At 54.9% G+C, this 23706-nt stretch carries 25 protein-coding genes and 1 riboswitch; of the genes, 11 read left to right on the forward strand and 14 right to left on the reverse strand.

The annotated features are described in order from the left end of the window. Positions 1–6 precede the first annotated feature (6 nt). Positions 7–477 (forward strand): hypothetical protein, encoded by a 471-nt coding sequence (locus ABWP27_RS00665; RefSeq protein WP_353152366.1) that lies wholly within the window; start codon positions 7–9, stop codon positions 475–477. Between the two features lie 94 nt (positions 478–571). On the opposite strand, the gene ABWP27_RS00670 is transcribed toward ABWP27_RS00665, so the two are convergent. The 7 genes from ABWP27_RS00670 to ABWP27_RS00700 form a co-directional block, all read right to left on the reverse strand. Continuing rightward, positions 572–1621 carry a CobW family GTP-binding protein gene (locus tag ABWP27_RS00670; RefSeq protein ID WP_353152368.1) on the reverse strand — a complete coding sequence of 350 codons (1050 nt, stop codon included), beginning with the start codon at positions 1619–1621 and terminating at the stop codon, positions 572–574. Positions 1622–1644: 23 nt separating this feature from the next. Further along, positions 1645–2178 (reverse strand): Fur family transcriptional regulator, encoded by a 534-nt coding sequence (locus ABWP27_RS00675; RefSeq protein ID WP_353152370.1) that lies wholly within the window; start codon positions 2176–2178, stop codon positions 1645–1647. A gap of 125 nt (positions 2179–2303) precedes the next feature. Continuing rightward, entirely contained in the window at positions 2304–3260 is a 957-nt protein-coding gene (gene xerC / locus ABWP27_RS00680) for a tyrosine recombinase XerC (RefSeq protein WP_353152372.1), read from the reverse strand. Positions 3261–3269: 9 nt separating this feature from the next. After that, positions 3270–3938, reverse strand: a complete 669-nt coding sequence (locus ABWP27_RS00685) for a DUF484 family protein (protein WP_353152374.1) — start codon at positions 3936–3938, stop codon at positions 3270–3272. Positions 3939–4045: 107 nt separating this feature from the next. Then, positions 4046–4897, reverse strand: a complete 852-nt coding sequence (dapF, locus tag ABWP27_RS00690) for a diaminopimelate epimerase (RefSeq protein WP_353152376.1) — start codon at positions 4895–4897, stop codon at positions 4046–4048. 56 nt (positions 4898–4953) lie between these two features. Beyond that, on the reverse strand, positions 4954–5853 hold the full coding sequence (locus ABWP27_RS00695) for an LpxL/LpxP family acyltransferase (RefSeq protein WP_353152378.1): 900 nt from the start codon (positions 5851–5853) through the stop codon (positions 4954–4956). Next, positions 5850–6722, reverse strand: a complete 873-nt coding sequence (locus ABWP27_RS00700) for a lysophospholipid acyltransferase family protein (RefSeq protein ID WP_353152380.1) — start codon at positions 6720–6722, stop codon at positions 5850–5852. Before ABWP27_RS00700 ends, ABWP27_RS00695 begins: the two co-directional genes overlap by 4 nt. Before the next feature lie 179 nt (positions 6723–6901). Here ABWP27_RS00700 and metK point away from each other — a divergent pair, with 179 nt between their 5' ends. The 5 genes from metK (at position 6902) to metF (ending at position 12030) form a co-directional block, all read left to right on the forward strand. Further along, complete coding sequence (gene metK / locus ABWP27_RS00705; RefSeq protein ID WP_353152382.1) at positions 6902–8065, forward strand: methionine adenosyltransferase; 1164 nt, start codon at positions 6902–6904, stop codon at positions 8063–8065. An 89-nt stretch (positions 8066–8154) separates the two neighbouring features. Continuing rightward, a complete protein-coding gene (locus ABWP27_RS00710; protein WP_353152384.1) occupies positions 8155–9108 on the forward strand; it encodes a M14 family zinc carboxypeptidase in 954 nt (317 codons plus the stop codon). Positions 9109–9160: 52 nt separating this feature from the next. Beyond that, a riboswitch (S-adenosyl-L-homocysteine riboswitch) is annotated at positions 9161–9248 on the forward strand. A 27-nt stretch (positions 9249–9275) separates the two neighbouring features. Next, on the forward strand, positions 9276–10715 hold the full coding sequence (ahcY, locus tag ABWP27_RS00715; protein ID WP_353152386.1) for an adenosylhomocysteinase: 1440 nt from the start codon (positions 9276–9278) through the stop codon (positions 10713–10715). A gap of 122 nt (positions 10716–10837) precedes the next feature. After that, complete coding sequence (locus ABWP27_RS00720) at positions 10838–11182, forward strand: phage holin family protein (protein ID WP_353152388.1); 345 nt, start codon at positions 10838–10840, stop codon at positions 11180–11182. Further along, positions 11179–12030 carry a methylenetetrahydrofolate reductase [NAD(P)H] gene (gene metF, locus ABWP27_RS00725; RefSeq protein WP_353152390.1) on the forward strand — a complete coding sequence of 284 codons (852 nt, stop codon included), beginning with the start codon at positions 11179–11181 and terminating at the stop codon, positions 12028–12030. The genes ABWP27_RS00720 and metF overlap by 4 nt, the downstream gene beginning before the upstream one ends. 49 nt (positions 12031–12079) lie before the next feature. Here the strand turns inward: metF and ABWP27_RS00730 are convergent, their stop codons facing one another. Next, the gene (locus ABWP27_RS00730; protein ID WP_353152392.1) at positions 12080–12640 is read right to left on the reverse strand and encodes a 5-formyltetrahydrofolate cyclo-ligase; all 561 of its coding nucleotides are present in this window, start codon (positions 12638–12640) and stop codon (positions 12080–12082) included. A gap of 103 nt (positions 12641–12743) precedes the next feature. Here ABWP27_RS00730 and ABWP27_RS00735 point away from each other — a divergent pair, with 103 nt between their 5' ends. From ABWP27_RS00735 to ABWP27_RS00745, 3 genes are all read left to right on the forward strand, one after another. Beyond that, a complete protein-coding gene (locus ABWP27_RS00735; protein ID WP_353152394.1) occupies positions 12744–14693 on the forward strand; it encodes a lytic transglycosylase domain-containing protein in 1950 nt (649 codons plus the stop codon). Positions 14694–14762: 69 nt separating this feature from the next. Next, positions 14763–15476, forward strand: a complete 714-nt coding sequence (locus ABWP27_RS00740; protein WP_353152396.1) for a glutathione S-transferase family protein — start codon at positions 14763–14765, stop codon at positions 15474–15476. Positions 15477–15509: 33 nt separating this feature from the next. Next, positions 15510–16754, forward strand: coding sequence for a multifunctional CCA addition/repair protein (locus ABWP27_RS00745; RefSeq protein WP_353152398.1), 1245 nt, complete (start codon positions 15510–15512; stop codon positions 16752–16754). 47 nt (positions 16755–16801) lie between these two features. Here ABWP27_RS00745 and ABWP27_RS00750 read toward each other — a convergent pair whose 3' ends face one another. From ABWP27_RS00750 to ABWP27_RS00760, 3 genes are all read right to left on the reverse strand, one after another. After that, on the reverse strand, positions 16802–17935 hold the full coding sequence (locus ABWP27_RS00750; protein WP_353152400.1) for an ABC transporter substrate-binding protein: 1134 nt from the start codon (positions 17933–17935) through the stop codon (positions 16802–16804). Positions 17936–18192: 257 nt separating this feature from the next. Next, on the reverse strand, positions 18193–18477 hold the full coding sequence (locus ABWP27_RS00755; RefSeq protein WP_353152402.1) for an EF-hand domain-containing protein: 285 nt from the start codon (positions 18475–18477) through the stop codon (positions 18193–18195). A gap of 341 nt (positions 18478–18818) precedes the next feature. Beyond that, complete coding sequence (locus tag ABWP27_RS00760; RefSeq protein ID WP_353152404.1) at positions 18819–19451, reverse strand: CDP-alcohol phosphatidyltransferase family protein; 633 nt, start codon at positions 19449–19451, stop codon at positions 18819–18821. A 265-nt stretch (positions 19452–19716) separates the two neighbouring features. Between ABWP27_RS00760 and ABWP27_RS00765 the strand changes: the two genes are divergently transcribed. Continuing rightward, complete coding sequence (locus ABWP27_RS00765; RefSeq protein ID WP_353152406.1) at positions 19717–20163, forward strand: hypothetical protein; 447 nt, start codon at positions 19717–19719, stop codon at positions 20161–20163. A 96-nt stretch (positions 20164–20259) separates the two neighbouring features. Here ABWP27_RS00765 and queC read toward each other — a convergent pair whose 3' ends face one another. The 3 genes from queC to ABWP27_RS00780 form a co-directional block, all read right to left on the reverse strand. Beyond that, on the reverse strand, positions 20260–20961 hold the full coding sequence (gene queC, locus ABWP27_RS00770; RefSeq protein WP_353152408.1) for a 7-cyano-7-deazaguanine synthase QueC: 702 nt from the start codon (positions 20959–20961) through the stop codon (positions 20260–20262). 68 nt (positions 20962–21029) lie between these two features. Beyond that, positions 21030–21785, reverse strand: coding sequence for a DUF3108 domain-containing protein (locus ABWP27_RS00775; protein ID WP_353152410.1), 756 nt, complete (start codon positions 21783–21785; stop codon positions 21030–21032). Between the two features lie 37 nt (positions 21786–21822). Beyond that, on the reverse strand, positions 21823–22899 hold the full coding sequence (locus ABWP27_RS00780; protein ID WP_353152412.1) for a DUF3108 domain-containing protein: 1077 nt from the start codon (positions 22897–22899) through the stop codon (positions 21823–21825). Positions 22900–23148: 249 nt separating this feature from the next. On the opposite strand from ABWP27_RS00780, the gene ABWP27_RS00785 reads away from it, so the two are divergent. Further along, positions 23149–23706, forward strand: a complete 558-nt coding sequence (locus ABWP27_RS00785; RefSeq protein ID WP_353152414.1) for a PhaM family polyhydroxyalkanoate granule multifunctional regulatory protein — start codon at positions 23149–23151, stop codon at positions 23704–23706.

Consider the following 23706-nt stretch of genomic DNA (forward strand, 5'->3'; position numbering starts at 1 on the left):
GCGGTCTTGTTGCCGCTGCCAGCTCCTGACCGAGATGCGCTTTTATTCGGTGTTGCTGCCGCTGCTGTTGTTACCTTGCGGGTACTTGCAGCAGCTTCCTTTTTAATTGGTTTTGCGACTGTCTTGCCAACCAGCTTTGCTTTGACTGCGGGTTTCACCACAGGTTTCGTCGCCGGCTTCACAATTTTTTTTGCGATGGATTTTGCCGCAACCGTTTTTGTTTTGCTGGCGACCTTGTTGGATTTTACCGCAGTCTTGGTCGGTGTTTTTTTCGCGACTTTGGATGCTGCCTTAAGCGCGGGCTTGGTCGTCTTGGCTACAGCCTTGACGACTTTCCCTGCCGAGGTTTTCGCAGATGATTTCGCCACTGCTTTGCCGGCAGGTTTTGCACGTGTAACTGCAGTTGCCTTGGAGGCTGTTTTTTTTGTGCTTTTAGATTTTGTGGCAGTTGCGTTCATAGTCCCTTGTCCTCAATGAACCTTCACACCTCAGATCTTATCGTGCTCCGCGTGCGAATCGCATCTCTCGCATCATCCAGGCCGTTATACCCTGAGCTCAAAACCACGGTAGTTTATACCAAACATTGTTCCAATCCGAGAATAAAAGTTTCTTTTGGCAGATTCTGTCCAATAAACACCATTTTGCTTGAACGGCTCTCATTTTCACCCCATTTGCCGCCTATATCGGATCCCATGATCTGATGCACTCCCTGGAATACAACCTTGCGATCGGCGCCGTCCATCCACAGCACACCTTTGTAACGCAGCATGCGCGGACCGAATACCTGCACAATGCTGCCAAGGAATTCGTCCAGTTTTTCGGTATTGAACGGGCGCTCGCTCTTGAAGACGAAGGCGGCGATATTGTCGCTGTGATGCGAGTGATGGTGGTCATGATTGTGTTCGTGATCATGCGTGCAATGCGCATCGCAAGCATGATCATGATGATCGTGTGCATGCTCTTCTGCGGCAATGAAGTCGGGATCAATCTCAAGCTTGTCATTCAGGTTGAAACCGCGCAGGTCCAGCACGTCGGCAATTGCCACGCGGCCAAAATCCGTGGTGCTGACAGGCGCACGTGGATTGATGCGCTTGATGCGTTCGATCAGGATACTCAATTCATCTGTGCTGACCAGATCGGTTTTGGATAGCAGCAATTTGTCGGCAAAGCCGATCTGACGTTGCGCTTCTTCATAGGTATCCAGCTGGTGCATCGCATGTTTGGCATCGACTACGGTAATGATGGCATCGACCAGATAGTCGGCGGCGACTTCTTCATCAATGAAGAAGGTTTGTGCCACCGGACCCGGATTGGCAAGGCCGGTGGTTTCGATCACGACATGGTCGAACTGCAGTTCGCCGGCATGGCGGCGTTGCGCCAGTGCGGTCAGTGCCACGATCAGGTCGCCGCGCACAGTGCAGCAGATGCAGCCGTTGTTCATCTCGACTATCTGTTCGGTGCCGTCTTGCACCAGGATTTCGTTATCGATATTTTCCTGGCCGAATTCGTTTTCAATGACTGCGATTTTGAAACCGTGCGGCTCCTGCAAAATGCGGTTGAGCAGCGTGGTTTTGCCGGCGCCCAGAAAGCCGGTCAGGATGGTGGTGGGGATGAGTGCCATGATGTTTGAATAATGCCTTGAATTTAATGTGCGCAATCGGCACACCATCCCTTGATGGTGAGTTCGATTTCGTGACTTTGAAAACCTTTGCCCAGCGTGGCTTGCAGAACCTTTTGCAATTGCTGGCGCAAGGTGGCGGCCGATGGATTGAGTTTCGCCTGGCTGTCGACGGCCAGCAGTTTTTCATCGACGTTATCGATGCAGAAAACCTTGGCGCAACGCGTGCATTTGAAGTGGCCGTGTTGATGCTGCTGTTGCTGCATCTGGTTTTTGCCGCTGTTTGCCAGATGTTCGGCACCGGCGTTATAGCGGAATACGCGATCGTCGCCGGCGATCTTGTGCGCCAGTCCGGCATCGGTCAGCGCGTCCAGTGCGCGGTAGAGCGTGACCCTGTCCATATCGACCAGCGTGTCTTGCACGTCCTGATGCGAGAGCGCGTACGGTGCGCCCAGCAGTGCGGCCAGTACCTTGATGCGGGCAGCGGTGGCGCGCAGCGAAGTGTCGCGCAACTGGCTTTCGGCCAGGGTCGGGTAATCTGGGGTGGCGGATTTCTTCATGATGCTGCAGGTAATGAATAGTGTGTTGATTATGCCGTAAATTTGCAATTCAGTTGCAATTTATCCGTTTGTGCTCATGCTTTCCATAGTGCAGGACAAGGAATGCGACGGTAGTGTCGAGGCGGTCAGGGTTTCTTTTTGGCGCGCGGATGGGCGGCGTCGTAGACTTGTGCCAGACGCTGAAAGTCCAGCGAGGTGTAGATCTGTGTGGCAGAGATGGATGCGTGGCCGAGCATTTCCTGTACGGCGCGTAAATCACCGGATGATTGCAGTACATGCGAAGCGAAGGAGTGGCGCAACACATGTGGATGTACATCCATCGGCAGGCCGACGGCTTGTGCATGCGCTTTCAGGCGCAACTGCAGCACGCGTGCCGAAATACGTGTGCCGCGCTCACTTAAAAACAGCGGGTGCGGATCGAGCTTGACCAAGGTATCGCGTACCGCCAGCCAGGCCTTGAGTGCATCGATTGCCGGCTGGCCGATGGGCACGCTGCGCATCTTGCTGCCTTTGCCGGTGACCATCGCTTCATGCGCATCGAAATCTATCCAGCCGGCCGATGTGTAGCGATTTTCCTGTACATATCTGAGATCCAGACTGACCAGCTCGGATACGCGCAAACCGCTGGAATACAGCAACTCAAACATTGCATGATTGCATAACTGCATGGACGCGTCGGCATTTTTGCCCGGGCTGGTTTCCGATACCAGGCGCACTGCATCATCGGCCGCCAGTGCTTTCGGCAAGGGTTTGTTGCGCTTGGGCGCCTTGATGCCATCCACCGGATTGGAAGCGACGGCATTTTGTTCGGACAGCCAGCTGAAAAAGCCGCGCCAGGCAGAAAGCTTGCGTGCGATCGAACGTGCGTTCAAGCCTTTGGCGTGCAGTTGTGCTGCAAATTTACGAATCTGGAAATGACTGATGGCGCTGAGCGCTGCATTGCTATCGCTTGCGGTTGCCAGCGCAAGCAGCTCCAGCAGGTCGCGCCGATAGCTGGTAATCGTGAGGGGCGACAATTGCCGCTGACTGATCAGGTTATCGAGATAACCATCCAGATAAGCGTGATTGCCGGCCAGACTCACGGTGACAGTTTAGTCGAGCAGACTCGACAGCGCAGCGCTGGCGGTTTGGCCGATATTGCTCAGGAAATCGGTGGCCATATCGGAGGTGAATCGATGTGGATCTGGCGAGCCCAGCACCAGCAGGCCAAAAGCTTCCGGTGCATCGTCCAGCCGCAAGGGGAGCAAGGCCAGTGATTGTATCGAAGGCGCATCTTCCAGCCATGATGCCGCTTCAAAATCGTTGTTGCCGCCACAGAAAGGCGTCGTCAAACCGTTGGAAAAAATACGCGAATCGGCGGAAACCGGTGCAGCAAACCAGGTGTGCGCAAATTCTTCCGCCACACCCCACAGACGCAGCGTGACGTGCGGCACGGCGAAGGTGGCTTGCAGTCCGGTCGTCAGCGTATGCGGCAAATCCACATCGTTGCGCGCCAGCAGCAGCGAGCGCGTCCAAGTATGAAACTTGTGCGTGATCTGGTCATTTTCCTGGCCGATGCGAATCAGTTCCGCCAGGCGCAGTTCCATGATCTTGAACTTCTCGCGCATCACATCCATTTGCCGTTCCTGCAAGGATAAGGTGCGGCCGCCTAGCGGGCTCGACAGTTTTACCTGTGCCAACACTTCCGCATGTTCTTCAAAGAAATGCGGGTTGTTCAATAAATAGTCGGCGACGGCGTTGGAGTCCAGTGGAGAAGTCATGTGGCTAGATAGGATAGAAAAATCGGTGTAGATGAAAGTGAGGCTGCATGCTGGCTCATGATTCTAACCGACATCCGTGAGGCAGCAAGCAATTCTGCGGTAGTCGATCAAAGTTCGATTTCGCCTTCGAATACCGTCACAGCCGGGCCGGTCAACAGGACGGGCGCGGTATCGCCTGCCCATGCAATCGACAATTCGCCGCCGCGCGTCTGCACCCTGACGGGGGACGCCAGCAAGCCGCGTCGTATGCCGGTGACGACCGCCGCGCAGGCACCAGTGCCGCAGGCCAATGTTTCACCGGCACCGCGCTCGAACACGCGCAACTTGATCTGGTGCGTATCGATGATTTGCATGAAGCCGGCGTTGACGCGTTTGGGGAAGCGCGGATGATGTTCAATCAACACGCCATCTTCGCGTACCGGCGCATGATCTACATCGGCGACTATTTGCACCGCGTGTGGATTGCCCATCGACAAGACGGAAATCCAGTAGGTTTCGCCCTTGATATCCAGCGGCCACAAGGTGTCTGCACCTTCCGCCTTGCACAACAGATCGCTGGCGTCGAATGGAACATCTTCCGGTGTCAGGATGGGCGCGCCCATATCGACGGTAATCTGGCCATTGGCTTCGAGTCGCGGCTCGATTACGCCAGACATGGTTTCTACCTTGATGGCCTGCTTGTTCGTGAGTTTTTTATCGGTCACGAATTTGACGAAGGCGCGCGCGCCATTGCCGCACTGCTCGACTTCGCCGCCGTCGGCGTTATAAATGCGATAGCGAAAATCGACGTCTGCGGCTTGCGGCTTTTCCACTACCAGCATTTGATCGGCGCCCACACCAAAGCGCCGGTCTGCCAAATGTTGCCATTGTGCCGGCGTGAAGCTGATGGATTGATTGATGGCATCGATAACGACGAAATCGTTACCGGCGCCATGCATTTTTGTGAATTTGATTTTCATGTGGCGATTATATAGCTGCGGCAGCTGGATCTGGAAAGCGGGGTATCCGGCTTGCGTCAGTAAGCTGGCGGCGCTTCATCCGGAGTATTTGCGGCATAGAAGCTGGCTTCGCCGGGCGGACGGGTCTTGAAGCGTTTGTGCGTCCAGAAGTATTCGGCTGGCGCTTCGCGCGCGCGATCTTCGATGAATGCGTTCATCGTGCGGGTGGCGGCAGTGATGTCGTCCCCGGGAAAATTTTCCCAGGCCGGATAAAATTTGACAGTCCAGCCGCGATAGCCGGGCAGATAAGTGGCGATGACCGGAATCACCTTGGCCTTGGTGGCAGCAGCGATGCGCGCCGGCGCCGTCAGGGTAGCGGCTGGTACGCCGAAAAACGGAATGAACTCGGCATCCTTGGCGCCGAAATCCATATCCGGCAGCATGAAGAAGGGCAAGCCGTCGCGCATGGCGCGTATGATCGGTTTGACGCCTTCTTCGCGCGCAAACAGTTTGACCGGACGAAAACGCGAACGACCTTTGCGCAGTACCTGATCGAAGACGGGATTGAGTTGCTGCGTGTAGATGGAACACAGCGAGGATTCCAGCATCACGGCGACGCCGGCCACATCCAGGCTGACGAAATGCGGGCATAGCAATATGGTCGGGCTGGCCTTGATGGCTTCCACCGGCACGCCGGGCTCAATGAATATCAGGCGGCGCAGGCGCGCTTCGGAAGCCCACCACAGAATGCCGCGTTCCAGCACGCTGCGCGCATAGTTCTGAAAATGTTTTTTTGCGACGGCGTGGCGCTGTTCTTCACTCCATTCGGGGAAGCACAGGCGCAGATTGATCAGCGTGATGCGACGGCGCGACTTCTTGTAAACAAACAGCAGACTGCCGATACCTTCGCCCAAGCGCGCAAGCAGCGGCAGTGGCAGCCAGTGCAACAGCCACATCAGTATGACCAGCAATCTCATTGCGCAACCTTGCCGGCGTCTGAAGGGGCCTGTTCGTTGGGGACTGCGACGCCGGCCGGTATCTTGTAGTGGTTGTAACTCCAGAAATATTGCGCCGGGCACATGCTGATCAATTGCTCCATGGCGGCATTGATTGCGCGTACCTGTTGTTCCGGTGCCAAGTCATCCGCCATATCGAAAGGCATGAAGTGCAATATGTATCCCTTGCCGCGCGGCAGTCGTTCGGCGAAGGCAAGTATCATCGTCGCGCCGCTCATCTCCCGCAACTTGGCCGGCAAGGTCATCGTATAGGCAGGCTTGCCAAAGAAATCGGCCCACACGCCTTCGCCGTTTTGCGGCACCTGATCGGGCAGCAATCCAATTGCGCCGCTTCTTTTCAATACCTTGAACAGAGTGCGCACGCCGCTCAGATTGGCCGGCGCCAATGCGAGGTTGTGTCGTGCACGCGCATCTTCGATCAAGGGTTTCAATGCGGCTTGCCGTGGCGGACGGTACAGCACGGTCAGCGGTATTTGTGCTGCAGCAGCCTGCGCGGAAATTTCAAAGCAGCCCAAATGCGGCGTCAGGAAGATAATGCCGCGCTTGTCCGTGTGGGCCTGTTGCACCACATCCCAGTTCTTGATCTGGACGGTTTTTAATACGCGTTCAGGTGGCGCACACCAGACGAAAGGCAGTTCCAGTACATTCTTGCCGGATTCGGCAATGGCGGCCGACAAATGTTCGCCAAAGCCGGCCTGGCGGATATTTTCCTGCAGGCGCCGGCGATAGGTGGGAGAGGCAAGATAAACCACCCAGCCGAAGGCGCTGCCCATTGCATGCAATATTGGCAAAGGCAGGTAAGACAGCAGGCGGAAAAGAAGAACTAGCATTGCGTCGAGCATCCTCTTTTTACAAGACTTTGCCGAATTTTTTCAAGAGGCGTAAAATAGCACAAAGAAGCAACCGCCGAGTTAATGACAACTTGCGAGGCGGTATATAAATTTCGCTAAAGCGTCGCAGGTTCACTGAGTTGACCGCGACATAACCAACTTTAATGAAAGAACCTGCGATGGCTAATGATTTTCTGTTTACCTCCGAATCCGTCTCTGAAGGGCACCCAGACAAGGTCGCCGATCAAATTTCCGACGCGATCCTTGATGCAATTTTCCAGCAAGATCCAAAGGCACGTGTTGCAGCAGAAACGCTGTGCAACACCGGTCTGGTTGTACTGGCTGGTGAAATCACCACGTTTGCCAACGTCGATTACATCGAAGTAGCGCGCGACACCATCAAACGCATCGGTTACGACAATGCCGACTACGGCATCGATTACAAGAGCTGCTCAGTGCTGGTCGCCTATGACAAGCAATCGCCGGACATCGCACAAGGTGTGGATGAAGGCGCCGGTATCGACCTCGACCAGGGTGCTGGCGATCAGGGTTTGATGTTCGGTTACGCTTGCGATGAAACACCGGAACTGATGCCGGCTGCGATTCACTACGCGCACCGCATCGTCGAGCGTCAATCGGAATTGCGCAAAGACGGTCGTTTGCCTTGGCTGCGTCCGGATGCAAAATCGCAAGTTACCTTGCGTTATGTTGATGGCCGCCCGGTTTCCATCGATACCATTGTGCTGTCGACGCAACATGCGCCGGAAATGCAACACAAGGACATCGAAGAAGCTGTCATCGAAAGCATTATCAAACCAGTCGTACCGGCTGAATGGCTGAAAGACACGCGCTTCCTGGTGAACCCGACAGGTCGTTTCGTCATCGGCGGTCCGCAAGGCGATTGCGGTTTGACCGGTCGCAAGATCATTGTTGACACCTACGGCGGTGCAGCCCCGCATGGCGGCGGCGCATTCTCCGGCAAGGATCCTTCAAAGGTCGATCGTTCCGCTGCTTACGCTGGCCGTTATGTCGCTAAAAACATCGTTGCAGCTGGCTTGGCTGAACGCGCACAAATCCAGATTTCGTACGCCATCGGTGTGGCAAAACCGACTTCGGTCATGGTTACGACTTTCGGCACCGGCAAAATCAGCGATGAAAAAATCGCTCAACTGGTGCTCGAACATTTCGACCTGCGTCCAAAAGGCATCGTGCAAATGCTGGATTTGCTGCGCCCTATCTATCAAAAAACCGCAGCCTACGGTCACTTCGGTCGCGAAGAGCCGGAATTCACATGGGAACGCACCGATAAGGCCGCAGCATTGCGTGCAGCCGCCGGTCTGTAATTGGCAGTTTGTAACCAAGTTGTAGTTGTACTTTGTGGTCGGATGAAATTCATGCAGAATTCATCCGACCATTTTGTTTTGAGAAGTGAATGTCTATTGTGAATATCGTCAGTCGCATCGTGTTTCCAGTATTGGTATTGCTTGGCAGCGCCGTGTCGGCAAATGCCGGCACAAGCGTTGCGGTCAAGGTACCTGCAGTGGCGGCGCCGACCGAACTTGAGAAGTGGTGCCGGCGTCTGGTGGTGCGCTTGCCCGGAATCACGAACCCGATGTGTAAGCGTAGCGAACTGGTGCCGACCGGCGTCAATTCACTGCAAGGATTTCCCTTGCTGGCGCGGCAGATTCCTGCCGTCAAAAGCGAGGGGCATACTCATCCGCCGCTGCGGGTATTGCTGATGGGTGGAATTCACGGTGATGAACTGACTTCTGCATCCATTGTGTTTCGCTGGCTGGAGTTGATGCCGACACCGGCTGCGCAGCATTTTGAATGGAGTGTGGTGCCGGTCGTCAATCCCGATGGTTTGCTGGCGCCGCGTGCCAGACGCATGAATGCGAATGGCGTTGATTTGAATCGCAATTTCCCGACGCCGGGCTGGAAGCATGATGCGCCGCACTACTGGGCCGTCAGAACCAAAAGTGATCCGCGTCGCTTTCCCGGTCATGCGCCTTTGTCTGAGCCTGAGAGCCGCTGGGTGCATGATGAAATGCTGCGTTTTCGGCCTGACGTGATCATTTCCGTGCATGCACCTTTTGGCGTGCTGGATTTTGATGGACCGGCAGAGCCGCCACGTCGCTTCGGTCGTTTATTGCTTAATCGTGTAGGGGTATATCCCGGCTCTTTGGGCAATTACAGCGGCGTGCATAAAAATGTCCCGGTGATCACGATAGAGTTGCCGAATGCGCAAAAAATGCCTTCCGAAGCTGAAGTAAAACGGATATGGCTGGATATGCTGGGTTGGATAAGAGACAACGTTGAGCCGCACACCGAAACTGCCCGCGTGCATTCGGTATCCATGCCCAATTCCGCACCATTGAAAAAGTAATTTTCATCGAGGTGACATGGCTTCAGGCATGTTTTTCGATTAAAATAGCAGCCGCATCAAGGAGCGTTGCGATAGGTCGTTCAAATGAATAGACCTACCAGGCTTGATGTAGTCAATACCAGTAACTGCGCTCACGTTTCTTTTTTTCTAACCGAAAGGAGGGCGTGATGAACGCCGCAGTTATGACCACCTCTACCAAATTCACTGATTACATCATCGCTGATCTTTCCCTGTCCGCCTGGGGCGACAAGGAAATCAAGATCGCAGAAACCGAAATGCCTGGCCTGATGGCAATTCGCGAAGAATTCGCCGCTGCGCAACCACTGAAGGGTGCGCGCATCACCGGCTCGATCCACATGACGATTCAAACCGCCGTACTGATCCAGACGCTGGAAGCGCTGGGTGCCAAAGTGCGTTGGGCATCGTGCAACATCTATTCGACACAGGATCACGCTGCTGCCGCTATCGCTGCTGCCGGCACGCCAGTATTCGCTGTCAAAGGCGAAACACTGGACGATTACTGGGAATACACGCACCGCATTTTTGAATGGCCGAACGACGACAAAGGCGCGCCGGTTTACTCGAACATGATTCTGGATGACGGCGGCGACGCAACCTTGCTGCTGCACCTCGGCACACGTGCTGAAAAAGATGCATCGGTATTGAACAACCCAGGTTCGGAAGAAGAAATCTGTCTGTTCAACTCGATCAAGAAACATCTGGCAGTGGACGCAACCTGGTATTCGAAACGTTTGCCGCAAATCCTCGGCGTGACCGAAGAAACCACCACCGGCGTGCATCGTTTGTACCAAATGCACAAGGAAGGCAAGCTGGCTTTCCCTGCGATCAACGTTAACGACTCCGTTACCAAATCCAAGTTCGACAATCTGTACGGCTGCCGCGAATCGCTGGTTGACGGCATCAAGCGCGCAACCGACGTCATGATCGCCGGTAAAGTGGCAGTCATCGCCGGTTACGGTGACGTCGGCAAGGGTTCGGCACAAGCGATGCGTGCCTTGTCGGCACAAGTCTGGGTGACCGAAATCGATCCTATCTGCGCATTGCAGGCAGCGATGGAAGGTTATCGCGTTGTGACGATGGAATACGCTGCTGCACATGGCGACATTTTCGTTACCTGCACCGGTAACTACCACGTCATCACGCATGATCACATGGCCAAGATGAAAGATCAGGCGATTGTCTGCAACATCGGTCACTTCGACAATGAAATCGAAGTCGCTGCGTTGAAACAATACACATGGGAAAACATCAAGCCGCAAGTCGATCACATCATCTTCCCTGACGGCAAGCGCATCATCCTGCTGGCCGAAGGTCGTCTGGTCAATCTGGGTTGCGGCACCGGCCATCCGTCCTACGTGATGAGTTCGTCGTTTGCGAACCAGACGATCGCGCAGATCGAGTTGTATGCAAACACGAAAAATTATCCGGTCGGCGTCTACACCTTGCCGAAACATCTGGATGAAAAAGTCGCGCGTTTGCAGTTGAAAAAACTCAATGCACAATTGACTACCTTGACGAACGAGCAAGCCGATTATATCGGCGTAGCGCAAACGGGTCCGTACAAGCCAGAGCACTATCGTTACTAAGCAATTGGCGTGTAACAGCGCTGCAGTATATCGGGCAGGTGTTTGACAGAAGTAGCCGAGCCGCTTCATCACTGTATCGGTGAAGCGGCGATTTCCTGTAGTTGATTGAGAGGAGAAATCACATGCGCTTATTGTTAATCTGGGCGATCAATGCGGCAGCGCTGTTCGCGCTTCCTTACCTGATGACGTCGATCAGGGTAGATAGCGTAGCTACGGCGCTCATTGCAGCGCTGGTGCTGGGGCTGGTCAATGCATTGATCCGGCCTGTGCTGGTCTTGCTCACGTTGCCGGTCACCTTGCTGACGCTGGGGCTGTTCATCTTTGTGATCAATGCGCTGATGTTCTGGGGCGTATCGCAATTGGTGGGTGGCTTCCATGTCGCCGGTTTCTGGTCGGCATTCGGCGGTGCAATCCTGTACAGCATCATTTCGTGGATACTGTCCTCGCTCTTACTCCAAGAACCATGACACAACAAAACTTCAGCATAGAATTTTTCCCGCCCAAGACGCCGCTCGGTGTCGAGAAGCTGCGGGTGACGTGCGCCAAGCTGGCCGAGCTGAATCCGAAGTATTTCTCGGTCACGTTCGGCGCCGGCGGTTCGACGCAACACGGTACGCTGGATACGGTACTGGAAATCCGCGGTGCCGGTCACGATGCGGCGCCGCATCTTTCCTGCCTGGGCAGTTCACGTGAAAATCTGCGTGCGATTTTGCAGGAATACAAATCGCACGGGATCAAACGCATCGTCGCCTTGCGTGGCGATCTGCCCAGCGGTTATGGCGCAATGGATGCTTCGTCCAGCGAATTTCATTACGCCAACGAACTGGTGGAATTCATACGGGCGGAAACCGGCGACTGGTTTCATATCGAAGTCGCCGCTTATCCGGAAATGCATCCGCAAGCCAAGTCGCCCAGCGACGATATTGCCAGCTATGCACGCAAGGTAAAGGCCGGTGCGGATTCAGCCATTACGCAGTATTTCTACAATGCGGATGCCTATTTCCGTTTTGTGGATGATGCGCGCAAGGCAGGTGCAGATGTACCGGTGACAGCCGGTGTGATGCCCATCACCAACTATTCGCAGCTGATGCGTTTCTCGGACATGTGCGGCGCGGAAATTCCGCGCTGGATACGCCTGAAACTGGCCAGTTACAACGACGATACCGATTCTATACGCGCCTTTGGCCTGGATGTGGTGACGGATTTGTGCGAGCGTTTACTGGCTGGTGGTGCGCCCGGCCTGCATTTCTATACGCTGAATCAGGCGGCAGCCACGCATGCGATCTGGAGCCGTTTGAATCTGTCGCAGAAGTAATCCAGGCGCTGATTTTTGGATTGCAAAAAAGCCGCGTATGCGGCTTTTTTTATGCGTGATCTTGCGCCAGCGTCATCGATGGCGTCATCACCATATCCAGCGCAACATCGTAGGGATCGGCAGAAAAAACGGTTTCTGCATTTGCGTAGGCGACGCCTATCGTATGTGGTCGCGGGACTGATGCCAGAGTCCTGTCGTAAAAACCGCCGCCATAACCGAGCCGAAAGCGTTGCGTGTTAAAACCTACGCAGGGGATGATCAGTGCTTGCGGCTGCAGTTCGACATGTTGATCTGCCGGCACGGCCGCGCCGTATCGATCTTTGATGACGGGGTCGCCGGGTGTCCACGCACAGAACTTTAAAGGTGCGTTATCACTCACAACCACAGGCAATGCGAGTTGCACGCCCAGTTCAGCGAGTGTTGCATAGGCAGCATTCAAATCGGGTTCGCCGCGCATCGGCCAGTAAACGCCAATGACATGGAGGCGTTTAATGGTCCACCATGCCATGATTTTTTCGACAAGTTGCTTATCCCAAAGCAGACGTTGCTCGGGAGTGACGGCATTGCGTGATGCGAGCAGGGTTTTGCGTAATTCAGTCTTGTTTTGCATGTATACAGACACGGATGCAGTGGCGTCGCGTGCTATTCTAGTTATCGTTGCGGTTCAGTATAAGCGCGTCAAAAAGCGGGTCAAAAGAAGGGTTGCCGAATTCATGTTTTCGAATAAATTATTTTCTCGCATATTGCTGGTCGCGGTATCGGCAGTATTGTTATTGCCGGCGGCACATGCGCAAAAACGGCCTAACGGTTTTGCCAGCGACGATGATGCCTTTCTGGCATTGCGCGATGCTTCGCGACGCAACGATGCCGCGCGCGCCAGCGACATTGCTGCGAATCTGGGTAATTACCCCATTCCATCCTACGTTGAATATTACCAGCTGAAACCGCGTCTGAAGGATGCATCGGCAAGCGAGGTGCTGGCTTTCCTGAATCGCTACAGCGGTAGCGCCATTGCAGATCGCCTGCGCAACGACTGGCTGCTCGAACTTGGCAAGCGGCGCGACTGGCTGACTTTCGATGAACAGTATCCGCAATTTCAGTTGAACGACGATACGCAATTGAAATGCTATGCCTTGATGTCGAAGGCATTAAAAGGCACCAGGGTAGCTGATGAAGCGCGCGCATTGCTGCATGTGCCCAAGGATTTTGGCGAAGGCTGCATGGCGCTGATTACAACCCTGATGGAAACCAAACAGTTTGACGAGAATGATCTGTGGGCGCAGATCCGTCTCGCATCGGATACCGGTTCTACCGATTATGTACGCCGCTTTGTACCGCTGACCGGCATCGAAGACGGTTCGCTGGTTGCCGCTATGGAAAAACCTGCGTCTATCGTGGCGCGCGGCGTCGGCTTTCGCCGTGTCCGGCACGAGGTGTATGTGATTGCATTGGGGCGTATCGCCAGAAGCAATCCGGCACAGGCTGCCGATACCCTGTCGAATAACACTTTGCTGTTGAGTAAAAAGCAGGAAGGATTCGCCTGGGGACAGATCGCCTATCAGGCGTCGATGAAGCTGGCGCCGGAAGCAACGCAATACTGGCGCAAGGCCGGTAATGCGCCACTGTCGCTGGAAGCGCATCAATGGAAAATTCGTGCCGCCTTGCGCGCGGGCGACTGGAAACTGGTGAGTGAGGGCATAGAGGCGATGCCGGCATCCTTGCGAGATGATCCAGCATGGGTTTACTGGCGCGCGCGCGCCTTGCGTGAAGAGGGCAAGGTCGAGGCTGCGAATGCACGCTTCCAGTCGATTGCGCCGCAAACCAGTTTCTACGGCCAGCTGGCGCTGGAAGAGCTGGGCCAGAAAATCACGATTCCACCGCGTGCCCTGCCTGTCACTGAAGAGGAAATCGCACCAATGACGAGCAACGCCGGTTTCCGCCGGGCTCTCAAGTTCTTCGATCTGGATCTGCGCTTTGAAGGTTATCGCGAATGGAACTGGGAGTTGCGCAAGATGAATGACCGACAGTTGCTGGCGGCTGCCGAATTTGCGCGTCGCAGTGATGTACTGGATCGCATGGTCAATACATCAGATCGGACCAAAACCGAGTTCGATTTTACGCAACGTTTCCCTACGCCGCATCGCGATATCATGCAGGCAACCACGCAGCGTCAGGGCATGGAAATGGCCTGGGTCTATGGCTTGATTCGCCAGGAATCGCGTTTCATCATGAATGCGCGTTCGCATGTGGGCGCTTCGGGCTTGATGCAATTGATGCCGGCGACCGCAAGACATGTCGCCAAGAAAATAGGATTGAGCGATTTTTCGCCAGGCCGCGTCAATGAAATCGAAACCAATATTCTGCTTGGCACCAGCTATCTGAATATGGTGCTGAACGATCTGGAAGGCTCGCAAACGCTGGCGACTGCCGCCTACAATGCGGGGCCTGGACGTCCACGCACCTGGCGCTCGACACTGGCGCAGCCAGTGGAAGGGGCGATCTTTGCCGAGTCGATTCCGTTTTCGGAAACCCGTGACTACGTGAAAAAAGTATTGTCGAATGCGACCTACTATGCCGCGATGTTTGAAGGCAAGCCGCAATCGCTGAAAGCACGTCTGGGCAATGTGGCGCCGGCTTCTTTCGTGCCGACGGATTTGCCGTGATCAGCATGCGTTGATCGTCAGGCGCGTACGCGACGCTGAAACCATCCATATTTTCTCTTGACGGGATTTATGCAAACTACAGAACTCGATCCAGCGCTGTCGCAAACACTCGACAATACCGGGAAAAACGGCTTGAAACTGGTCATCGCCAACAAGAATTACTCATCCTGGTCCATGCGCCCGTGGGTGGCGATGACGGCATTCAATATTCCATTCCAGGAAATTTCCCTGCTGCTTGATCGCTCGGATACCGCGCTGCAGATTGCGCATTATTCGTCCGCCGGCCGGGTCCCCATCCTGCTCGCAGGTGAAACGACGATCTGGGATTCGCTGGCGATCTGTGAATATCTGGCAGAGCAGTTTCCGGAAAAGAAAATGTGGCCGGAAGATGTGGCGGCACGCGCACTGGCGCGTTCGATTTGTGCAGAAATGCATTCCGGCTTTACCGGTGTGCGCTCCGCGATGTGGATGAACATCCGCGCAAGGTTTCCCGGCAAGGGGCGCACGATAGACGCGCAGGCGGATATCGGCCGCATCAGCGAGATATGGGAAACCTGCCTTGCCTTGTCCGGCCCCAGCGAATTTCTGTTCGGTGAATTCTCGATCGCCGATGCGTATTTTGCACCGGTGGTCATGCGTTTTCGTACCTATGACGTTGTACTGGGCCCGGCGCTCGATGCCTACGTCGAACGGGTGGCGGCGCATCCGGCGGTGGCGCAATGGATCAGCGGTGCTCTGGCTGAAACCGCGCGTATTGCAAAATACGATGTCTATCCTGATTGATTCCCGATTGAGCCCGGATCGAATTCTGCTGAAATGAAAACCTATATCGTAGGCGGCGCGGTGCGCGATGAATTGCTGGGTGTGGCGGTCAAGGATCGCGACTACGTGGTGGTTGGCGCAACGCCCGAACAAATGATCGCGCAGAACTATACGCCGGTCGGCAAGGACTTTCCGGTCTTCCTGCATCCGGTCACGCATGAAGAATATGCGCTGGCGCGCACCGAACGCAAGACGGCGCCCGGCTACAAGGGTTTCGTGTTTCATACCGATGCCGGCGTTACTCTGGAAGAGGATTTGATCCGGCGCGACCTGACGGTCAACGCAATGGCCAAGGATACCGATGGCAAAATCATTGACCCCTTCGGCGGCAGGCGCGATCTCGAACAAAAAATCTTTCGGCATGTATCGTCTGCATTTGCAGAAGATCCGGTGCGCATACTGCGCGTGGCACGCTTTGCCGCACGCTTTCCGCAATTTTCAGTGGCGGCAGAAACCAATGCATTGATGCAGGCGATGGTTGCCGCAGGCGAGGTCGATGCGCTGGTACCGGAACGTACCTGGCAGGAACTGGCGCGCGGTTTGATGGAAGTGCAACCGTCGCGCATGTTTGCGGTATTGCGCGATTGCGGTGCCCTGCAAAGAATGCTGCCGGAACTCGATGCCTTGTGGGGTGTGCCGCAGCCGGAAAAATATCATCCGGAAATCGATACCGGCGTGCACGTGATGATGGTGGTTGATTACGCGGCACAACACAAACTGGCATTGCCGATACGCTGTGCCGCACTATTGCATGATCTTGGCAAGGGCGTCACGCCGCCGGAAATGTGGCCGCGACATCACGGTCACGAGATGCAGAGTGCGAAGCTGGTAGAGGCGGTGTGCCAGCGCCTGAAGATTCCCAACGATTGCCGCGATCTGTCTGTCATGACGGCGCGTGAGCACGGCAATATCGGTCGCGCGCTGGAATTGCGCGCGGCAACCATCGTGACGCTGTTCGAGCGTTGCGATGCCTTCCGCAAACCGCAACGTTTCATCGACATGTTGCAGGCGTCGGAGTGTGATCATCGCGGACGTACCGGCTTTGCAGACAAACCGTTCCCGCAGAATGCGTATATGCAAAAGGCATTGGCTGCTGTGCAAACGGTCAATGGCGGCGAGATTGCAACTCTGATGCAGCAGCGCTGGCCGGATCAGCCTGCGCGTATTCCGGAGGCGATCCGCGAGGCGCGGGTGAAGGCGGTGGCGCTTGCCATCAATGAAGTGAAAACGTCCGACTAGTTGCCAGTTGTGTAGCAACTGCGCCGGTTTTTTCTGGCGTATAAGTTTTAACGTATGAAGCGCCCGTCTTTACTGATCATCGTCATTTCGACAAATTCACTGCCGGTGTGATCGGCAGGCGCATAGCTGATCATCAGGCCGCCCAGATCGAATTTCTGGATAGAGTCCAGTGCACGCACGAAACCCTCGCGCGTCAGATTGCGGCCTGCGCGTTTCAAGCCCTCGACCAATACCTTGGCTGCGACAAAACCCTCCATCGCAGCGTACGACACGGTGGCATTGTTGGCCTTGGCAAGCGCCATGAACTCCTTGCCCAGACCGGTAGTCACCGAATTGGGCGCCGGTGTGATTTGCGACACGATCACGCCAGTGCCGGCAGGACCAAGCTCTTGCACGAACGACTGCGAAGAATTGTTCGACAGCGTCATGATTTGCACCAGGCTGCCTTTGGCGCGGATTGCCTTGATGATTGCAATGGTATGGGCAGAAGAGCTGACGATGATCAAGGCGCTCGGATTCGCCTTGACGATGGCATTGGCAGTTACCTCATAATCCGGTTTGACGCGGGGAAAAGAGGCAACAATGGCTGGAATCATGTTGCGCTCATTCATTGCGCTGACGAAACCCGCCAGTCCATCCTTGCCAAAGGAATCGTCTACGTGCAGCAGGCCTATGCTGGTGGAACCGATGGTGGCGAAATGCTCGACGCCTTTCCGTACTTCATCCTGATATTTTGCACGTACGTTGAACAGCAGCGGATTGACGGGCGCATGAAAAACCATCGCACCGGTACTGGGTGCGATCAGCGGGATTTTATTGGCGGCCAGAATGGGGGCGATGGCTTCCGTGAGCGGTGTGCCGCGATTCTGGAACAGCGCAAACACGCGCTCCTTCTTGACCAGCAGCTCTGCATTCGCAGCGGCCAGCTTGGCATCGAACTTGTCGTCCAGTGTGAGCAACTCAATCTTGCGGCCATTGACGCCACCACGACTGTTGACGCTGGCGAGATAGGCGTTGGCGCCTTCATTCATTTCCTTTACCGGACCGGCGATGGTGCCGGTCAGGCCAACTGTCTGGCCTATCAAAATTCTGGTATCGGTCACGCCGTCATCCGCATAAGCGGGGCAGAGAAAATTGACGAAAATCAGGCCGACAATCAACGTGCGCAAAGAATAGAACATGTGGTGCTCCCCTAAGGCGGCCGTGTGCGCATGGATGCGCTTGTCGGCTCATTATTTTGTGACGATCGCTCCAGCATGCCATAGACGCGTGGTCTGGCGACTGATTTTTCGATTATTGATAATTTAATACGATATTTGTGTCGCTCGTTTCAACGGTGTACGAACACCGGAAGGCAGAGCGATGAAAGACGGAAAAATTGGGGAGGAAGGCAGGGGGAGCGTATTTTCGGATGGTGGCATGCACGCGCCGCTACGCATCAGGTCATCGGCACATGGCGTCGGGTGGAAAGTGCATACAGGCGCAATTCATGGCGTGTCACGCGGCCATCGCGATTGGCATCGATTTTTTCAAAATTCTCTACCACGCGAAACATTTTGGCCGCTTTGGCTTGCGACTTGGTGATGCTTTCAATGCTGGAGGTACCTGCACTCGGAGCGGAATATCGCGTCGCATCCAGATGTGTTTCTGTTGCCATGGATGGTTGTGAAAATGCAACATTGCCAAGCAGAGCCGTCATTAATACGATTGATTTTATATTCATGATGTTTCCCCTGAGTAGCGCGGCCAGACAGGAATGCGCGCTGACTCGTATTGGAAAGCCATTCGCCAATGTGCACCAATGCATTTACGCCTTGTTACATTTAGATGGGGTATTAGTTTCCTTCATAAGCATCAGTAAAAATCGTCGTTGGCGATGATGTCCCTGATGTGTAATCTGAAACGGCTGGTGGAAAAATTCCAGTCCGGACGCGGAAAAGGATGCAAAGAGGTATTGCCGTGGATTTACTTGATACGATTACTGCGGCATTGGTTGCCGCAGTGGTGATTGCTGCATTGATTTATCGTTTGTAGCGCTACCGTCGTTCTTGCCTGCGCCCGTTTTTACAGTTTCGGGATATGCAGGGTCTTGCTGATCATTAATGTGCCGGACAAGACGAACAGCAAGGCGAATGGGTGCAGTTCCCACGGACCCAGCGTCCAGACGTCGCCGAAAATTGCTGAGCCTATGCGTCCCTGCGATGCCAGCCATGCCAATATGCCGGTAATCAGCACGCTGGTTGGAATGGGCGTGCCTTCAAAATACGCCACCTTGTCGGCGCCTTCGGACAGCGCTTCTGCGGTGACGTTGTAACGTGCCAGACGGCTGACGCCGCAGCAGACGAAATAAATCATCGCCACCCAATCCCAGCCAGCCGTCAGACCGGCGGCGAAGCCCAGCGTGACAGGGGCGAGGCCGAATGAAATCACATCGGCGAGCGAATCCAGTTCGCGTCCCATTGCCGAATGCTGGCGCCGCCAGCGTGCAATCTTGCCGTCCAGTACATCGAATATAAATGCGGCCGGAGCCATTGCCGCTGCCGCGTAAAAATGGGTAAGCGACTGGCTGTTCATATAGAGCATCGCGAAAAATACTGCCGCGACACCGCAGGCTGCGTTGCCGAGCGTAAAAAAATCAGCGAGGTGAAAGCCGCGCAACATGGAAAAGTGCTTGCGCGGTGCTTTGGGTGAAGGCATTGCGTATCTCTTTGAAGTTTTTAAATAAATTCATGGCCGAATCGGCGGCAGGATCAGGGCTGCGGGCGCGATGGGCAATATTGGTTGGGCAAGTATGTCATTGAATCAAAAAATTGTGCAGGGAAAATAGTCGCGCAGTCTGCCTCTGCATACAAGCTTGTTTTCATGTTCGGGATTGTGTAACTTGAATTTGCATAAGCCGGTTAGCGCACATACAAGGCAGAGTTTGCGTTTTAGGCTGATATTTTTTACGCAGGAGAACAACATGTTATTTGTTCACAGTGCATTTTGTAAGGCATCGCAACGGGCGCTTGCCTTATCGATTTTTGCTGCCGTCCTGTCCCTGGGTTCGACTACTGTACTGGCAGCCGATACTGCTACCAGTACTTATCAGAAAGAGCGCGCCGCCTGCCTGAAAGGGCAAACCTATGAGGATCGAGCGACTTGTCTGAGGGAGGCTGGTGCCGCGCTTAACGACGCCAGACGTGGTCGTCTGAATGATAGTTCGACCTCGTATGAGCAAAACGCGCTCATGCGCTGCAATGCATTGCCGGCGGCAGATCGCGAGGATTGCGCACGTAGGGTGCGCGGCGAAGGCACGGTTTCGGGCAGCGTGGGAACTGGCGGCATTTATCGTGAAACCACCACGATCATTACTGCTCCGCAACCGGAACCTGCGCAATCTATGCCGGCACCAAGCCCGCGTTATTGATCGGCAATCTGAGTCGTTGACGGCAGGTTGCGATGTCGACCTGCCGGAGCAGACGCGGGCTTCAAGCCTGGGCGCGTACCGTGCGTGACAGCGATTTTATTCGGCAATGAAATCGGCATATCCGCGCGCGCGCAGCTTGCACGCCGGACAATTGCCGCAGCCATAGCCCCAGTCGTGCAATTCGCCGCGTTCGCCGAGATAGCAGGTGTGTGTTCCTGTGCGTATCAGATCGAGCAAGGGCGTTCCGCCCAGATCCTGTGCCATTTTCCACGTAGCGGCCTTGTCTATCCACATCAACGGCGTTTCAATTTTCAGCGTTGTCGCCATGCCGAGATTGAGTGCGGTCTGCAATGCTTTCATCGTGTCGTCGCGACAATCCGGATAACCGGAAAAATCGGTTTCACACATGCCGCCTACCAGTACATTCAAGCCGCGACGATACGCCACGGTTGCGGCGACTGTCATGAAGAGCAAATTGCGGCCGGGTACGAAAGTATTGGGCAGGCCGTTTTCCAGCATCGCAATTTCGACATTGCTGGTCAGAGCGGTATCGGAAATTTTTGCGATGAGAGAAAGATCAATCATGTGATCTTCACCCAGTTTGCTATTCCATTCAGGTGAGAGAGTGCGTATTTTTTCCAGCAAAAATGGACGTACCGCCAATTCGATGGCATGGCGCTGGCCGTAGTCGAAGCCTATGGTTTCCACTCGCGCATAGTGCGTGAGTGCCCATGCCAGGCAGGTGGTGGAGTCTTGTCCGCCGCTGAAGAGTACCAGCGCGCTATCTGCAGAATTCATCTGTTCCCTGACAATCAAAAATCGGTGGCCGCATTATATGCGTGGAAGCCCTTGCCTGACTCTGTGACTCAGGATTGTGGAGTGATCTTGACGATGGTTTGTTCGATGAAATCGCCATCCGGTTCGGCAAAACGTATGCGCACCGGATACCATTCTTTGGCAGGTGCAAGCCAGATGTCGATTTTCTGGCCCTTGTCATTGCCTTTGACGAGCTTGCTGACCTTGATTGTTTTCAGGTTGCCCAAAGCGGTTTTGATGGTTTCCGATTTGCCGACCTTGAACGTCCACTGATCTGCATCTTTTTGTCCTGCGACCATCATGGAAATACTGACGCCTGTCTTGAATTTTGCCGGTGCGCTGCGTGCCATGGTTGCGAGTTGCCATACGACGCTGTTGCGATCCTGTTCACCGCCCTTGATGGGGTAGCTGGCTTCGGATGCACTAAAGGTGATGCTGCGGGTTTCGCGATTGAAGGTGGTGGTGGTCGGGGCCTTGCGCAGGCGTTTCTCGGTGGAGGTGAGAGGAGCGAGGCCGTAGGCATCGATAGCCCCTTCGCTTTTTGCTTCAAGAATTTTCCCCAGCAGCATGGCGCGCGTCTCGGTGCTGATCGAATAGTGGTCTTTATCCTGGCTCCAATGCAGGATGGAGGTTCCATTCAAGGACAGGCCGCTTTGATGTGCGTTGATGGTGTAGTTCAGATCGGCGGAGGCAGGCGGATTGGCGGTAAATTTTGCCGGCGCCTGTGCGAAAGCGGCGAGCGACGATGCGCTCGTCATGCCGGCAAGGATCAAGTTGAAAAAAAATCGGGAGAAAAAACGGCTCATTGAATCACCAAAATAATAAGTGGTTGAAAATATCAGACTAATGTACTGCGGAAACGTTCAGGCTGGTCAGCGTCATGTCGAGGTAATCGCCGTTGGTTTCGGTATAGCGCAAGCGTACCGGATACCAGTTTTGTTCCGGTGCCAGCCAGATATCCAGCTTTTGATCATATGAACCAACACGTGGTGCACGTGCAAGATGCCATGCCTGCGTGCTGACGCCATCGACTTTGATTTCTTCCAGGCCGAGCACCAGAATCTGCCAGGTTTCTGCATTGCGGGTGCCAGCCACGAACAGATCGATGCTGGCCCCGGCGACAAATTTTCCGCTATCTCCGCGCCCTATGCCGGCCAGTTGCCAGATGATGCTGGCGCGGTCCTGTTCGCCGCCGCTGCGCGGATACGATAGTGTGGAAGATGAAAAGCTGATGGTATTGCGTTCGCGATGGAAGTGCGTATTAGTTTCCGCCTTGCGAAAGCGTTTTTCGCTATACAACTCGGGAGCTATGCCGGTGTCCTCTATGGCGCCGGTGCTCTGAAAGCTCAAGGCAGTAATGAAAAGCACGCCAAAATCGCCATTCACGCTGTATTTGCTGCCATCGGTGTGCCAGCTGATGGTGCCGCTGCCATACATGGGGGCACCTTCCTTCGGCGTTTTTTGCACATCGTATTTCAGCTCGGCAGAAGGCGGCAGATCGATGTTGTAGCGCACACTGTTTTGTTCTGGATCGGCAACGGGCGTCTCTGTTGCTGCAGAGGTGGCAATGTCGTCGCTGTTGCTTTCGCTGTCTGGTATATCTGTCGATGTCGTTTCGCTGGCAGCCAATGTCGGTGGCATGTCGAGCGGTATTGCAGGCGGTGGTGAGGGGCGCGGCTTTGGTGGGCGTGGCTTGTGCCTGACGGGCTTCGGCGCGGCTTTTATCACGGGTTTGGGTGGCGGCGCTGTCAGCGTGGCTATTATCACTGCAGTATCTTCCGGCGGATGCGAACCGGGAAAACGAAGCAGTCCGCCTAGCCAACTGATGGCAAGCAGATGCAAGAGCGCCGCCGCGATCAACACGAACAGGCTGCGCGAGTGCCCGCGTTGGTATTCGGTTGGGGGAGGGGCCATCGTCATGGTGTCAGTGTAAACGCAAGCCAGCGGCTTGGGTGAATGGGCGCAGTGAGTGCCGCATAAGATGCGTCTTTTGGAAAATCGTATCTTGAATATTCAAGGCAGGAAAATCTTTGTCGCTGCGTTGCAATATGCAGCGTCCGCCGCGTTAGCATGTCGTTTGCGCATCACATTCTCTGCTAAGCTGAAAGCAAGCATGATGGCGCTATGCCACGCTTTTTGCAGACTGTCTTTCCATCCTGGAGGTGCCACATGACCCAGCCCAATATGCCCCATCTTCCCGGCTTCGATGCAATGGCCGATACGCTGGAATTCGTCAAGAAAATGTGGGGTGGCGCGCATGCCTCGACAGGAATTCCCGGCATGGTGATGCCGACTCTTTCACTGGATGAAGTCAACAAGCAGATCGCCGATCTGAAGGCGGTGGAGTCGTGGTTGAGTGTGAATATGAATATGTTGCGCGGCACGATACAAGCGCTGGAAGTGCAGGCAGCGACGATCTCGACCTTGCAGGCCATGGGTGCCACAGCGTTTGATGCCAAGACACATGCAAGTCCGGCATCGCATGCAGCCACAGGGACTGATGATTCTGTACATGCCGCCGGTGCGGCGGATGTGGCGGCGGATTGGTGGAATTCGCTGCAGGAACAATTTAATCAGACTGTGCGCGGCGTCATGGCGGAAGAGGCTAGGGCAACGCAAGCCGAGCCGGTAATGCGCTCAGGCAAGCCAGCTGCCGCAGCAAAAAAGACTGCCGCCAAATCAGGCGCAAAGCCGGGCAAAAAACGCGCACCGCCTGCCAAACCGTAA

Origin of the sequence: Herminiimonas fonticola, from assembly GCF_040395855.1 — a bacterium.
GTDB lineage: Bacteria > Pseudomonadota > Gammaproteobacteria > Burkholderiales > Burkholderiaceae_D > Oxalicibacterium > Oxalicibacterium fonticola_A.